The organism is Methylobacter sp. BBA5.1 (assembly GCF_000746145.1).
GTDB classification, from domain to species: Bacteria; Pseudomonadota; Gammaproteobacteria; order Methylococcales; family Methylomonadaceae; genus Methylobacter; species Methylobacter marinus.
Map to the genome: position 1 here is coordinate 1 of NZ_JQKS01000026.1, position 14,645 is coordinate 14,645.

Sequence of the window (14,645 nt, forward strand, 5' to 3'; positions counted from 1 at the left end):
GAAGCTAACTGATACTAATTGCCCGTGAGGCTTGACCATATAACACCCAATCAGTTTGGGTTGACAGACTGACACGCTGATTCAGCGAGAGTTACAGATTTCCAACGCGGCAGGCGGCGACAGCCGGCTTGTCAGACCAGTTTGCTTGGTGACCATAGCGAGCGTGACCCACCCGATCCCATCCCGAACTCGGAAGTGAAACCGCTTAGCGCCGATGATAGTGTGGCAATTTGCCATGCGAAAGTAGGGAATTGCCAAGCGCTTTATCCCAAACCCAGACCTGACGACAGGCCTGGGTTTTTTTTTGCCCGGCAAAAAACCGCCGGCTCGCGCCCCCGTACCGGAACCGGCTTACGCGGCTCGGGTTTCACCGCCGAGCAGTGTTAAAATTTCACCGGTGATATAGCTGGAATCGGTGTTTGAAGCAAAGAATACAAACGCAGGCGCCACTTCTTCCGGCTGGGCAGGGCGTTTCATCGGCTGATTGCCGCCATGTTTGGCTACTTGTTCGGCTGGTTTATCGGCGACATTGAGCGGTGTCCAGACTGGCCCCGGAGCAATGCAATTGACGCGAATGCCTTTTTCGACCAGGTTCAGCGCCAACGATTTGGTAAAGGCATGAATAGCACCTTTTGTGGAGGCATAATCAATTAAATGTTTATTTCCTTCCAGCCCGGTAATTGATCCACAATTGATGATTGCATCACCGTCTTTCAAATGTTTGAGCGCCGCCTTCGCCATGCGAAAGTAGCCATAGATATTAGTTTTGAAAGTGGTGTCGAATTGATCATCAGAAATATCTTCAAGGGATTCTTGATTGTGTTGGTAAGCGGCATTGTTGACTAAGATGTTTAATTTGCCGAATGCCTGGACTGTTTTCTCAACCGCGCTCTGGCAAAATTCCGGGCTAGTCACATCCCCTGGAATTAGCAAGCACCGATAGCCTTCTTTTTCGACTTGATGTTGAGTTTCTTCTGCGTCGACCTGTTCCGATGGAAGAAAAGTAATGGCGGAATCCGCACCTTCACGGGCAAAAAGAACGGCAACGGCTCGACCAATACCTGAATCGCCACCGGTAATCAAGGCGACTTTATTTTTTAATTTGTCCGCACCTTTATAATCAGGTGCAAGATATTGCGGTCGTGGCATTATTTCTGCTTCAACGCCAGGGCGTTCCTGGTGCTGAGGGGGCATTGGACTTTTGGGATACTTTTCGTTTGGTGTTTGCGTATCCACGGAATTTGATTTAACTTTTTTTGGCATAAAATTTCTCCTGATTTAGGAATATTTAATGACCGCTTTTATGCAAAATAATAAATTAAAGTACGACTCCAGCCTTAAAGTACTAACTTATTTTTTTGAGATTCCTCTGTGATGCGGTTGTTCAATCATTTTCACAAGATAGAGCGGATGCCAATAAAAATAAGAACTTGTCTGTGTATTCAAGTGCAAATCCCTATATTGGGAACGTGAATTTATAACTTCCGCAATTGACTTGTCTTTCAGCCATCCTCGGTGTTGCCTACAGGGATGTAGGTAAGGGGCGTAAGCATGACTGCATGGATGCAGGAGGTAGAGCAACGCAGGAGCAGTTGCCGACGACTGCATGGACAGGAAATGACCCCGTCATTTCTCTGCATGCACCCCATCCATGGGGATTATGCAGGAGGTAGGTAGAAAACTGCTCCTGCGTTTTCGACATTCGCCACATCCCTGTGGCTTAGCACCAACAGTAGGCGCTTTAGGCGACGCAGGGCAGAAAAATGCTCCTGCATTTTCTGCATTCATTACACCCCTGTAAATCAGCAGTTGCCGAGGAGCGGAAGCTTTGCGCAAACAGTTACATAGCCAGTCATGCACTCGTTTGCGCGCTTCGAACATGAACAGAAATCCTGCCTCATCGCGGGTCTTATTTCATTTCTTAATTATAGAGACTGGCATTAATTGCAGGGATTTTTAAGTTGATAGTGAGGGAGATGAATTCTTTAAGAAAATAGGGCAGTTCAAGAAATGGCTCGGCAACTTGGTTTAGTCAAATACAAGCGGTTGCCGGGCCATTGTTAATAATGTCAAGTATTTAAACCAAATCTTATTATCGAGGCAAAATCATTGGCTTTTAAGCTTGCCCCGCCAACCAGAGCACCGTCGACACCTGATATGTTCATGATGTCGACAATATTGTCCGGTTTTACGTTGCCGCCATAAAGAATTCTGATGTTTGAAGCGATTTGCTCGCCGTACAAGTCCATGATCAGATTTCTAATAAAGTCATGCACCTCCTTTATCTGTTCTAATGTGGCGGGCTTTGCGCCTTCACCGATAGCCCATACCGGTTCGTAAGCGATAATTACTTCGCTGACGGCCCTGGGCGAGACGACTTCAAACGCCATTCGTAATTGTCGGTCCAGCAGACTGAAAGTTTCGTTTGCCAATCTGGCTTCTCTGTTCTCACCACAACAAAGGATGACTTGTAGTCCTTGGCCCAGAGCGGCCTGGATTTTTAGCTGAATGGATTGATCGCTTTCCCCGGCTCGTTCTCTTAATTCCTCTTCTAAAAATCGGGTTAACCCGCTCAGGAGTTCATGATTCTCTTTGGCGACCAGATACTCCAAAGTTGCTATAACTTGCGCATCGGCGCCGTCTTTTGCTTTCAGTTTTTTCAACTTGTCGGAAAGAAAGCTGTCTGTCAGCCGTCTGGCGACACTGGAGGCAAATCCATAATATTTCCCAAGGTTGGCTCTGCGGTCCGAATGGCCAATGATGACGCGGTCAACACCAATGGCTCCCAGCATTTCGGGCGAAATTTCGCCAGTAAATGCGCCTTTGGATTCAAAAAACGTATCTTGTGCCAGCAGAAATACGTTTCTGCCTAAACCATATTCTGTCCGGAGAAAATCGGGTTTGATGTAATCGGCGAGGGTGGAAAGTCCTGTATGAGGAGGCGCAAGGCCTATATCGACGTCTCTGATTCCGCGGCAAATATCCAGGATTCTTGCCGTAAGGGCGACGCCCGACAGCGGAATCATATTCATTTTCCAATTACCGGCCAGAAACGGTCTGATCGCTCCGGGAATACCGACTTCGGCTTCGATTTTATGCCATTGATTTGCCGTTCTTTGGCGAAAATAATTCCTATATACCTTTGGGTTTGAATCTGCCGTTTTCTTCATGATTTTTTGTACCTTTTAGTCCAATATTAATTTCCGTATGAGGTTAGCCTCCTTACCCCATTAATAAAGCGCCTTGTGCTATCGGTAAAGTTGCATACGGCATTTCTCCAGCTGTGAAAATCCGCCTGTTTTAAGGCCGTCCGGAAAAATTCTCAGCCGGCATATAGCGGCACGAAGAACCTCATTTTGTTTCTTATTTTGTAATAGAGTGTCTCTGACTTTTCTTTCATTAATGCTAAATTTTAATGTCGGGTGTTTCCCCACCCCCTTGAACATTACACCTTACCGTTCCAGGAGAGCAAGAAATAGTTGAACAGGCTGGGCAAATTTCATTGTTTTTTAGAACGGTCACGGATGCCTATGCCGATGAGTGCAAGCAGTGCCGTCCAAAGCAGACCAGGCACTAGCCAGAACCATCGTTGATAGAAAGTCGAAGGCGGATTAATCAGATAAGGGACTTCGTAAATGTCGGCCCAGGCTTGGTGTAAAGGGGAGCGCTGCAGGATGTCTCCGGATGCCAGTGATACTGTTGAAACGCCGGTATTGGTTGCTCTGAGTACAGGCCTGCGAAATTCGACGCCTCGTGCCAGTGTCATATACATATGCTGATAAGGTTCCTGCCAGGTTCCGTACCAGGCATCATTGGTAACGTTAACGATAAATTGGGCGCCTAATTCGGCCAGCGAACGCGAGAATCCCGGGAACAGACTTTCGTAGCATATTTGCGGCCCCATTTTGTAGCCGTTCCAGTTCAATAAAGTGGAGGGGCCCCGGCCGCGGGCAAAATGCCCGGTCGGCGGCAGCCATTCGCGAAGCTGCGGGAAAAATTGTTCACCGGGGATATATTCGCCGAAAGCCAGCAAAATGGATTTGCTGTAATGAGGCGGTACTATTTCTCCGGTCTTGTCCAGCACAAACAGTGAATTGGTAATCAATCCTGAGTCTCTGTCGACGCTATAGGCTCCGGTAATCAGCGGCAGTTCGCGTTCCTGAATGAAGCGACTTAATTGAGCAGGATGGGTATCGAATTTGAAAGCCTCCCCCAACAATGCCGGAAATGCTGTTTCGGGCCACAGTACAAAATCGACTTTGGATTCTGTCGTGTTAAGCGCCTGATCTGTCAGATCGGTATAGCGTCTGAGAATTTCCCGGCTATAGCCTCTGCCCAGTTCGGCAGCGAGCTTTTCCGAGTTGCCGATATTAGCCTGAACCAGTAATGCTTTAAAAGAGGCATCTGGCTCAGGGAGTCTGCTTTTAAGCCAAATTCCTCCTGCATTCAGTAACACAAATCCCCAGACTACGGTCAGCAAAATTTTTTTCCCGGCGGTTTGTTTGCGCTTTTGCCACGCGATATAAAGCGGCAGATTGCAGAGTAAGGTGACGGCACTGAGGCCACTGAAACCTATGATTTCAGCCCATTGATAAATGGGAACGCCGGCGCCGTACCAGGAATAACCGAAATTCCAGTCGAACAAGGTCAGTGAGTAGGCCTCACATAAAATAGTGATCAAAGCCATTAATGCCAGCGAAAGCGGTTCTGACCAGGCGAACCAGCGCCGCCCCAGAAACCACAAAACACCCGCCAAGGGTACAAACAAGTGCGCGATCAATGCATAGAACAGCATGCCGAGGACAGCCACGGGCCAATCCAGATGCGCAAATTCATGTAAAAGATAAGTGACCCAGTTAAAGCCGATCAGCGTAAAAATAAAGGATGTGAGTAAGCCGCCCCAAAAAACGCCTTTCAGACTGGATTGCCGGTTCCAAAACATCCACAGCGGCACAAAACAGAATAATGACGCCCAAGGTGGGAAGGGAATATAACTGGTGCCTATAAAAATGCCGGACAGAACCGGTAATAACCAGAGACGGGTTTTGTTATCTGAAAGATTGTTCATATCAATTTATAGGGAAAAGTCTTATTGTACAGGCTATCCGTTTTAGCGTCTTTTCAGGGTGAGTTACGGAGAAACCTGATTCCGACTTATCGGAATTCCTCTGTAACAATGCTAGAATTGTCGATTCTCTTGCAACTTCCCGACGTTATTTTAATCCATGTCTATTACGCTAAAGCTTCCACTTGAATCGCTTAAATTAAATGTCGATTTGACGCATATTGAATTGCCGGAAGCGCCCAGGCTGCAAACGACTATTCTAGGCCAGTCGCGTGCCCAGTCGGCATTGGAATTCGGCGTCGCGATGCGCAATCCCGGTTACAATATTTTTGTCATGGGAGAATCCGGGACCGGACGGCTGAGCATGATCACCAACCATCTAGATACGATTGCGCAAGCGTTGCCCGCGCCGCCATCTTACGCGTATGTGGAAAATTTCGAGAATCCCAGGGAGCCGGTCAAGATTGAATTGCCGGCCGGATATGGGCAGGAACTCAGCAAGGATATCGAAAGATTGATCGATAATGTGCTGGTTACTTTTCCCGCCGCCTTTGAAAGTCCCGCTTATCAGCAAAAAAAGAGTGCCATTGAACGGCACTTTAACCAGTGCTACAACAGCGCTATCGATTTGGTCGATAAAAAGGCCCAGTCCCTGAACATCGCGCTGTTCAGACAGAGCGATTCGATTACCTTTGCTCCCATCATGGACGGTAAATCGCTGGATGAAGACCAGTTTACGCTACTGCCGCAAGCGGAACGCGAAGTCTTTCACAAGCACGTGGAAGAACTGGAGGAATATCTGAGCGATGTATTACTCGAGTTGCCCCAGTGGCGTCGGGCGATGGTGGAAAAATTCAAGCAACTTGATAAAGATACGATCAATCTGGCGATAGAGCCGCTATTTTCGGAATTGGAAGACAAATACCAGAATATTGATGATGCCGTTACGTTTTTGGCCGAAATCAAGAAAAACCTGACCGTCACGGTTACCGACAATTTGATGCCGGGACGCTCTCTGGAGCAGAAAGACATCTCCGCCAAGCGGCTCATGCTGACTGAATTGTATGGGCCTAATATTCTGGTCGATTACAAGCAGGACAGCGGGGCTCCGGTTATTTATGAATCGCATCCGGTTTATCAGAACCTGTTCGGGCGTATCGAATATGTCAGCGATCAAGGCACGCTGGTTACCAATTACCGCAGGATTTGCGCCGGTTGCCTGCATAGGGCCAATGGCGGTTATTTGATTCTGGATGCCGAAAAACTGCTGACTTACCCGTTCGTCTGGGAAGGGCTGAAACGGGCTTTACAATCGGACCGCATCGAAATCGAGTCGCCTTATTCTGAATTGGGCATTAATACGATCACCTTGAAACCCGAGGTGATCCCGTTGAATGTCAAAGTCATCCTGGTCGGTTCTCCCGAGATCTATTATCTGTTGGAAGAACTGGATAGCGAATTTAACGAGATGTTCAGAGTACTGGCCGATTTCGACAGCTATATACAATTGACCGACGAATCCATACAGCGCTTTGCCACGTTAATGATCAGGCAGGCCGCGGATTCCGGCGCCAAACCGCTGACGCGCGCCGCGATTGAAGGGTTGATCGAGCATAGTTGCCGGCTGTCCGAAAATCAGTATCATTTTTCCGCCCGCATCAATGACTCGCTGGACATTATCGGCGAAGCCAATCTGTTTTGCCATAAAGCCCAGGCCGACCAGATTGACCGGGTGCATGTCGAACAGGCGTTAGCGGCAAGAGAGCAGCGTAACGGCAGACTGTCCCAGGACGTCCTCGAGGAGATGCTCGTCGGTACGATACTGATCGATACCGAAGGTTCGGCGATCGGCAAAATTAACGGATTAACGGTGCTGGAAGTGGGGGGCAGCAGCTTTGGAGCGCCCGCGCGCATCACCACGACCGTTTATCCAGGCTCCCGAGGCATTGTCGATATAGAGCGCGAAGCCGAACTGGGGCAGTCCATACACTCGAAAGGCGTAATGATCCTGACCGGTTATCTGGGCCACTGTTACGCCCAGCAATTCCCATTGGCCATCTCAGCCAGTATCGCCATCGAGCAATCCTATGGCTATATCGATGGCGACAGCGCGGCACTGGCGGAACTTTGCTGCCTGATTTCGGCATTGACTCGCACGCCGATCAAGCAAACGTTTGCCGTGACCGGCTCGATTAACCAATACGGCGAAGTCCAGGCGGTAGGCGGCATCAATGAAAAAATAGAAGGGTTTTTCCGGCTATGCCAGGCGCGCGGCCTCAATGGCCAGCATGCGGTCATTATCCCGGCTGCCAATAAGCGCAACCTGATGCTAAAGCAGGAAGTCGTGGATGCGGTTGCTCAGGGCTTGTTTGCCGTTTATGCCGTGTCCAATGTCAATGAAGCCCTGGAATTGCTGACCGACCAGCCGGCCGGGACATTGGACAGCGAAGGCAACTATCCTGAAAACAGCATTAATTATAAAGCCATCTTCAGATTGAAAGAGATCTCCGATATGGCGCTTGACGAGGATAAAGAGGACGATGCATCCTGATAATCCAGAGTAGCGTGGCGACTGTGCCACAGTCGCCACGCGATAGGTTAACGGCCGGATTCGGTGACGATGGCATCGATGCCGTTTTGTCTTAGCCGGGTTCTGATCGTGCTGACGCTGGTCATGTGGGCATAAGGCCCCATTTTTACCCGATACCAGACCGTACTGCCTACCTTGGCTTTTTCGACCCGCGATTCAATACCCATCAAGGCCAGCTTGGCCCTTAGTTTATCGGCTTCCTGAAACGCCCTGAAAGAACCGGCCTGCACCATATATTGAGTGCCGTTATCAGAAATTCCCAGGATTGGCGTCGTGGCGTTTTGTGGCGTTTTGCTCTTGCCGATCAACTCTTCCCGGGCCCGGGTTTTAATCTCGTAATCAGGCACGACCACTTCTTTTTGGGGCAGAATGGTATAAAAATCAAACCGCGGCGGCTGATGCGCCGGTGCAGGCGTTTTCTGCTGCTGAGCGGGCTCTTTTTTTACCGGCTCGCTTTTGGCGGGCTGCGCCTCCGAAAGCGCTACCGGTTGCAGGTCGCTCTGCGTTGAGCCCGTGCTGCGCAAATAAACCAGAAAGACGACAAATGCAATAATCAACGCCGTAATCAGCATCCATTTAAAAACACCAAGACTCTCTTGATGGCCTGGTTTTTGCCCGCGCGGCGCTGTTTTTCCTCTCTGGGTTCTATTTTTGTAATCTATGGCCATATATCACATTGATTCGGGCGTATTGATCTTCAACAGTCCCAGGCCGTTCGCCAGAACCTGTTTTACAGCACAGATCAAGTTCAACCTGGCGTCGCGGAGCCGGGCATCATCAACAAGGAATTGATGCGCGTTATAGTAAGTATGAAACTCCGTGGCCAGTTCACGCAGATATTGGATCAGCTGATGCGGCTCATACTGCAATGCCGCGCGCTCCAGAACCTCGGGATAGCGCGTCAACGACCCCACCAGGCTGATTTCGTGATCTTCGGTCAACCGGTCCAGATTGTCCATACCCTGCAACAGGTTTCTCTCCCAATCTTTCTCATCCAATTGACGCAATACGCTGCACACGCGGGCGTAGGCATACTGCACATAAAATACCGGGTTTTCATTGGATCGGGTGGTCGCCAGTTTCAAATCGAAATCCATATGCTGTTCCGAGCGGCGCATGACATAAAAGAAACGCGCTGCGTCCTTGCCGACTTCATTGCGCAATTGCCGCAGCGTGACAAATTCGCCGGAACGCGTGGACATCTGGACTTTTTCCTCGCCCCGGTACAGCACCGCGAATTGCACCAGCAATACCTTGAGTTTTGATTCATCGGCGCCCAACGCGGTCATGGCCGCCCTGACCCGGGGAATATAGCCGTGGTGGTCGGCACCCCAGATATTGATGATGCGGTCGAAGCCCCGATCCAGCTTGTTCATGTGGTAGGCGATATCGGAGGCAAAATAGGTGGTCTGGCCATTTTCCCTGACCACGACCCGGTCTTTTTCATCGCCCAGCCTGGACGAGGCAAACCAGATGGCGCCGTCTTTTTCATAAAGATGGCCGTCGGCGCGCAGGCGTTCCAATGCTTGCTCCACGGAGCCGTCTTCCATTAGCCGGCATTCCGAGAACCATTCCTGATATTCGACACCGAACTCCTGCAGGTCAAGCTTGATGTCCGCCAGAATCGTGTTCAAGCCGATCTGGAAAAAGTCCCGGTACAGTGACGGCCCGAGCAAGGTTTTGGCTCTGGCGATCAGGGCATCGATATGAGCTTCCTTATCGCCGCCCTGCGGCTCGTCGGCCGGTATGTTTTCCAATACCAGTTCCGCCGGCCGGCGGTATTCGTTGCTGGCATTTTTATGAATATCCCAGGCAATTTCGCGCACATATTCGCCGCGATAGCCGTTACTGGGAAAATTGACGACCTCGCCGCATTCCTCCAGATATCTGAGCCAGATACTGGTCGCGAGTATATCCATCTGACGGCCCGCATCGTTAACATAGTATTCGCGGTGCACATCAAAACCGGCCGCCTGCAGCAAATCGGCAACGACCGAGCCGTAAGCGGCGCCACGGCCATGGCCTACATGCAGGGGGCCGGTCGGATTGGCGGAAACAAACTCCACCTGAACCTTTTGACCGGCGCCGACGGTGCTCAAGCCGAAGTGGCGGCCTTCGTCATGGATTTGTTTGATAACTTGGTACTGAGCATTGGCATTGACAAAAAAATTGATAAACCCGGGGCCGGCCAGTTCAACCTTGGTAATCGCTTCATGCCGCGGCAGTGCGGCAATTACCTGCTCGGCCAATTGTCTGGGGTTTAATCTCGCCTGCTTTGCCAGCATTAATGCCAGATTGGAAGCAAAATCGCCATGTTGCGGATCACGGCTGCGGTCAATATTAATACGCGGGGTAATCTCCTGACTCAGAACACCTTGGTTTTTAAGTGTTTCAACAGCTTGCAGGATCAGTGCCTCTATTTGTTGTTTCATTGCTTAATGCACTAGGTAGGTCAAATGAGTGGCACATTATCCATGAAAATCATCTAATTATCCATCCAAACAACATCAATACAAATCCACCGGATCGATATCCAGCGACCAGCGTACTTTCTTGGCCTGCTTGAGTTTTTCAATCTCCGGCATCAGCGTATCGAGCAAGCCATGCAAGTCTTGACGCCTTGTGCTCTGAAACAGCAATTGATAGCGGTAAAGTCCTGCGCGCTTGGTCATGGGCGCCGGAACCGGTCCTAAAATCTGGATATGTCCGCGGCTGTATTGCCGCGCCAGTTTGCCGATCGCTTCCAGAAATAGCGGCGGCATCTTGTCGTCAAGCGCCTGCGCCCTTAGCAGCGCCTGATAGCTGAAAGGCGGCAATGAGGCCTCTTTACGTTCCGCCAGTGCCGTTCTGGCGAAATCGCTATAGCCTTGCCTGATCAATGTCGTCAGCAACGGATGTTCGGGCTTGCGGGTCTGCATGATCACTTTGCCGGGCTTTTCGGCGCGCCCGGCCCGCCCCGACACCTGCACGATCATCTGCGCCAGTTTTTCGGCGGCATGAAAATCGATACTGAACAGGCCGCTGTCGACATCGAGAATCGCCACCAGCGTCACATTCGGAAAGTGATGGCCTTTAGCCAGCATCTGCGTGCCCAGAATGATATCAACGCGGCCCTGACTGATCTGCTGCAGGTATTTTTCCAGCGACCCCTTGCGCTGCGTGGAGTCGCGATCCAGGCGCACGACCGTTCTATCGGGAAACAGCGAGGCCAGCACTTTTTCGACACGCTCGGTGCCCAGGCCCAGCGGCGTCAGTTCGCCGGTTTTGCAGGCCGGACACCGTTGAATCAAGGGCTGTTCCTTGCCGCAATGATGGCAGCGCAGCAGCCCTTCATCATAATGAATAACCAGATTGGCATCGCAGCGCCGGCAGCGCCCAACCCAGCCGCAACCGTGGCAGATCAGCGTTGGCGCATAACCGCGCCGGTTCAGAAACAGCAGGACCTGTTCGTTTCGGGACAGGGTTTTTCTGATATCCTCGATCAGTGCTTCGGATAGGCCTTCCTGCATGCGTTTGTTGCGGATATCGAGCAACTGCAGGACCGGTGCCGTGGCATTGCCGGCCCTTTCCGGCAGATGCAGAAAACGGTAACGGCGCTGGTCGACATTGTGCAGGCTTTCCAATGACGGTGTCGCGGAACCAAGTAAAACTGGAATGTTCAGCAGCTTGCCGCGGACGACCGCGACATCGCGCGCCGAAAAGCGAAAGCCCTCCTGTTGCTTGAACGAGGCATCATGTTCTTCATCGAGAATAATCAGGCCGGGCTTTTTCAGCGGTGTGAACAAGGCCGAACGAGTGCCCAGCAATATCGAGCAAGCACCTTGCTGCATCGAGAGCCAGGCGTTTTGCCGCTGCCCATCCGTCAGTTTCGAGTGGGATATGGCGATGGTGACGGCAAAGCGTTGCCGGAACCGTTCTTCCAGTTGCGGCGTGAGCGTGATTTCCGGCAGCAATACCAGCACTTGCTGGCCGCGTTCGAGCACATGGCGGATAATCTGCATGTACACTTCGGTCTTGCCGCTGCCGGTCACGCCCTCCAGTAAAAAAACACCGAACTGGTCCAGCGATTCGCGGACCTCTGCAATCGCCGCCTGCTGGTGCGGATTGGATTGCAGCGCGCAGTCACGAACCAGTAAGTCCGCGTCGGCGGGGGCGGCTCCGGATTGATCAATCCGTAACAGTTGCTTATCGATTAAGGCTTTCACGGCCGGCCGCCAGTTTTCATTCCATAACGACAACTCGGTTTCAGACAGCCGGCCGGCCTGGCTCTGAAATTTTTCCAGGACGCTTTTCTGTTTGGGGGCGCGGTTCAACCGGCTGCTATCGATGGTCTGGCCTTCCTCTGTCAGGACATAGCACTTTTCAACATGCAGCTCGGCCGGTTTGCCCTGACGCAGCGAGACCGGAAAGGCGGCGCTGAAGACTTCGCCTATCGGGTGATGATAATAGCTGCTGGCCCAATGCAACAGGCGCAAGTCTTTGACCGACAGTAACGGTTCGTCGTCCAGAATACGGGCAATGCGCTTTAGTTTGCTGTTATCGAATTCGCTGTGGTGTGTTATGGCAATCAGAAAAGCGATTTTGCTGCCTTTGCCGAACGGCACCTCCAGGCGTATACCGGGAAGAAGTGGGCACGGTCCGGGGTCGAGCGGAGCAAGATAATCAAATAATCGATAGAGTGGCGCGGGAATGGCGACCCTGAAGATCAGTTCTTTCCCGCCGTGCGACTTAGCCATGGTATTCAAATGGGATTTATATTTATTGTGAGGCAATGCTCTCTGTCACCGTACGCTTAAACGGATCTGGAGATTGAGTTATCCACAAAAGCTGTGGATAACTCTGTGGGTAAACGATGATTAAAATAGGCTTAATGACCGTTTTTTATTACCGTTTTTGCATCCTGTGATTTTAGGGGGTGATAATATTTATTTATATTTCAATTGCTTATTAATTAATATCAGTCGCTGTGCCGCGATTGCCGAACCTTGTCGGCTGAATTTATTTGATGGCGATTTAATGTGTATATTTAACGGAGATCATGGCGCGGCCAGTCAAACTGTATCCGATTTTAAACGGGTGACAGGCCGGCGGCTCTATAAAATGCCTGTATGGGCTTGATGAACTTAATCATCATCCTGTCGCTTTCACCGATCTCCAGGTATTTTTCGCGGTCCTGATCCTTGAGCCTTAAAGACGGAGGCAAGGTCCAGACGCCTTCGGGATAATCCTTCGTATCCTTGCTGTTGGCGTTGATCTCGGATTTGGCCAAAAACTCAAAGCCCGCGTTTCTGGCCAGGGCAATAACATAGTCCTCGCTGACATAACCCGATGCCCCTGTAAAATCCTGCGGCTTTTTAGAGGAGCCTCTGTGCTCCACGACGCCCAGAATACCCCCGGGTTTCAAGGCCTTATACATGGCGTTGAATACGGCCGCCGCCTGACCGTTTTGCATCCAGTTATGCACGTTGCGGAATGTCAAAATCCGATCGGCCGAGTCATCCGGCGCAATTTTCAGCGCCTCGGGCGGTTGTAGCTCAGTCAGCTCGACTTTACCGTACAGGTCCGGCTGTTTGCTCAGTTTAGTCACATAATTTTTCAGGCTTTTCTGGTAGTAAGGCAGTTCGGCATCGGCTGAAAAATGCGCCGCATACAGTTTGCCGTGCACTTTCAAATAGGGCGCCAGGATTTCCGTATACCAGCCGTCCCCGGGCCAGATTTCAACCACGGTCATATCCTCCTTAACATCGAAGAACTCCAGTGTCTGTCCCGGGTGCCGGTATTGGTCCCGGGCTTTGTGCTCGGTGGGACGATGCGCGCCCGCAATCACCTTGGATAGCGGGTCAGTCTCGCCGGTAGCCTGTACGGATGGAAAGCCGCCAACCAACAGTAATGCCAATAAAATTTTTTTCATTATTTGATCTCGCTTGTTTTACGTGGCTAACAATAAGTTTTGAGGTAATTATAGTATGGCTGGAGTTTGGCGGTGCGTATCGGCTACCGGGTTGTTCCCGTGGATTGCCAGCCCCGCTAATTTATGTCTTGAGCCAGTTGTTCCCGGGATTCCAGATTTGCAACAGACTCAATAGCGCCAGCATGATAAAGGCGATCAAGGTCCATTCGGGAATGCTCAAGCCCAGCATGGTCCATGACACTTCGGCGCAATCGCCGGTGCCGCTCAGCATTAATTTGATGGTTTCGGACAGCGGGAAATTCTCAAACACATACTCGAGCCCAGGGCCGCATTCCGGTATTTTATCAGGCGGCAAATGCTGCAGCCAGACATGGCGCGTTGAAATGGAAGCCCCGCCCAGAGCCACCAGCGCGCCGAGAACCGCATAAATTTTTATGCCGGTTCGGTCGGGATTGTGTAGCGCCGCGATCAAAAACACGATGCCGGTCAATAAAATGGCGATGCGCTGCGAAATACACAGCGGACAGGGCTCCTGCTCTTCAATAAACTGCAGATAAGCGCCTATCGCCAGCAATGCGGCGCAACCGAGGAAGCCCAAAAAAAACCAGATTCTCGAATTCAATTTTAATTTATACATGCTCAATTTCTTCATTAAATATCATAATTCCCTTGCCAACCCCATGTTCCAGGGCATTGCCTGTGCTCAGATTATGCTTTTTCTCATCGATTGCAAACTGCAATTCCTTGCCTGATGCCTTATCGATAACGCCAAAAAGGATTTGGTCGTCAATCATGTCCCTGTTTATATAGGATGTGCCGACGCCAGGAGGCGCATCGTTCGTGAGCGATGCGCTTCACTGCGCCGCCTGGAGCGCCTGCTTTTGGTCGGCGCATCCTATGCAAGATGCTAATTTCAGGAAGTCATTTTTAGCCAAATCCTAAGGAGCGTGAATTTTATAATGCCCGCAACCGACTTGTCTTGCCGTCCCTCTTCGACGTTGCCTTCAGGGATGCAGGGGGTAGAGCACCAACAGTAGGCGCTTTAGGCGCAGCTTCCGCTCCTGCTCTCGCTAAGTACC

General features: G+C 50.9%; 10 protein-coding genes and 1 rRNA gene. 2 read left to right on the top strand and 9 right to left on the bottom strand.

What is annotated here, in order from left to right:
• Positions 1-144: 144 nt before the first annotated feature.
• A 5S ribosomal RNA gene (gene rrf / locus EK22_RS15830) occupies positions 145-260 on the top strand.
• Positions 261-351: 91 nt separating this feature from the next.
• On the opposite strand, the gene EK22_RS15835 is transcribed toward rrf, so the two are convergent.
• From EK22_RS15835 to lnt, 3 genes are all read right to left on the bottom strand, one after another.
• Positions 352-1,263, bottom strand: a complete 912-nt coding sequence (locus EK22_RS15835; protein ID WP_051961932.1) for an SDR family oxidoreductase — start codon at positions 1,261-1,263, stop codon at positions 352-354.
• Positions 1,264-2,069: 806 nt separating this feature from the next.
• A complete protein-coding gene (locus EK22_RS25515) occupies positions 2,070-3,170 on the bottom strand; it encodes a triose-phosphate isomerase family protein (RefSeq protein ID WP_020159002.1) in 1,101 nt (366 codons plus the stop codon).
• A 329-nt stretch (positions 3,171-3,499) separates the two neighbouring features.
• The gene (lnt, locus tag EK22_RS15845; protein WP_036252567.1) at positions 3,500-5,068 is read right to left on the bottom strand and encodes an apolipoprotein N-acyltransferase; all 1,569 of its coding nucleotides are present in this window, start codon (positions 5,066-5,068) and stop codon (positions 3,500-3,502) included.
• A 157-nt stretch (positions 5,069-5,225) separates the two neighbouring features.
• Here lnt and EK22_RS15850 point away from each other — a divergent pair, with 157 nt between their 5' ends.
• On the top strand, positions 5,226-7,616 hold the full coding sequence (locus EK22_RS15850) for a Lon protease family protein (protein ID WP_036252568.1): 2,391 nt from the start codon (positions 5,226-5,228) through the stop codon (positions 7,614-7,616).
• A 47-nt stretch (positions 7,617-7,663) separates the two neighbouring features.
• On the opposite strand, the gene EK22_RS15855 is transcribed toward EK22_RS15850, so the two are convergent.
• The 6 genes from EK22_RS15855 to EK22_RS24735 form a co-directional block, all read right to left on the bottom strand.
• The gene (locus tag EK22_RS15855) at positions 7,664-8,323 is read right to left on the bottom strand and encodes an SPOR domain-containing protein (protein ID WP_152565125.1); all 660 of its coding nucleotides are present in this window, start codon (positions 8,321-8,323) and stop codon (positions 7,664-7,666) included.
• Positions 8,324-8,326: 3 nt separating this feature from the next.
• Positions 8,327-10,087 carry an arginine--tRNA ligase gene (argS, locus tag EK22_RS15860; RefSeq protein WP_036252569.1) on the bottom strand — a complete coding sequence of 587 codons (1,761 nt, stop codon included), beginning with the start codon at positions 10,085-10,087 and terminating at the stop codon, positions 8,327-8,329.
• 75 nt (positions 10,088-10,162) lie between these two features.
• Positions 10,163-12,391 (bottom strand): primosomal protein N', encoded by a 2,229-nt coding sequence (locus EK22_RS15865; RefSeq protein ID WP_036252658.1) that lies wholly within the window; start codon positions 12,389-12,391, stop codon positions 10,163-10,165.
• A 332-nt stretch (positions 12,392-12,723) separates the two neighbouring features.
• On the bottom strand, positions 12,724-13,566 hold the full coding sequence (locus EK22_RS15870) for a class I SAM-dependent methyltransferase (protein WP_036252570.1): 843 nt from the start codon (positions 13,564-13,566) through the stop codon (positions 12,724-12,726).
• Positions 13,567-13,687: 121 nt separating this feature from the next.
• Entirely contained in the window at positions 13,688-14,203 is a 516-nt protein-coding gene (locus tag EK22_RS15875; protein WP_036252571.1) for a disulfide bond formation protein B, read from the bottom strand.
• Positions 14,196-14,360: a hypothetical protein gene (locus EK22_RS24735; RefSeq protein WP_161786454.1), complete on the bottom strand. Its 165-nt coding sequence runs from the start codon at positions 14,358-14,360 to the stop codon at positions 14,196-14,198. The genes EK22_RS15875 and EK22_RS24735 overlap by 8 nt, the downstream gene beginning before the upstream one ends.
• Positions 14,361-14,645: the final 285 nt, after the last annotated feature.

What these genes read in the sequence shown, in the direction of transcription:
- EK22_RS15835 (WP_051961932.1), bottom strand. Translation starts at nt 1,263, where the DNA reads ATGCCAAAAAAAGTTAAATCAAATTCCGTGGATACGCAAACACCAAAC.
- EK22_RS25515 (WP_020159002.1), bottom strand. Translation starts at nt 3,170, where the DNA reads ATGAAGAAAACGGCAGATTCAAACCCAAAGGTATATAGGAATTATTTT.
- lnt (WP_036252567.1), bottom strand. Translation starts at nt 5,068, where the DNA reads ATGAACAATCTTTCAGATAACAAAACCCGTCTCTGGTTATTACCGGTT.
- EK22_RS15850 (WP_036252568.1), top strand. Translation starts at nt 5,226, where the DNA reads ATGTCTATTACGCTAAAGCTTCCACTTGAATCGCTTAAATTAAATGTC.
- EK22_RS15855 (WP_152565125.1), bottom strand. Translation starts at nt 8,323, where the DNA reads ATGGCCATAGATTACAAAAATAGAACCCAGAGAGGAAAAACAGCGCCG.
- argS (WP_036252569.1), bottom strand. Translation starts at nt 10,087, where the DNA reads ATGAAACAACAAATAGAGGCACTGATCCTGCAAGCTGTTGAAACACTT.
- EK22_RS15865 (WP_036252658.1), bottom strand. Translation starts at nt 12,391, where the DNA reads ATGGCTAAGTCGCACGGCGGGAAAGAACTGATCTTCAGGGTCGCCATT.
- EK22_RS15870 (WP_036252570.1), bottom strand. Translation starts at nt 13,566, where the DNA reads ATGAAAAAAATTTTATTGGCATTACTGTTGGTTGGCGGCTTTCCATCC.
- EK22_RS15875 (WP_036252571.1), bottom strand. Translation starts at nt 14,203, where the DNA reads ATGTATAAATTAAAATTGAATTCGAGAATCTGGTTTTTTTTGGGCTTC.
- EK22_RS24735 (WP_161786454.1), bottom strand. Translation starts at nt 14,360, where the DNA reads ATGATTGACGACCAAATCCTTTTTGGCGTTATCGATAAGGCATCAGGC.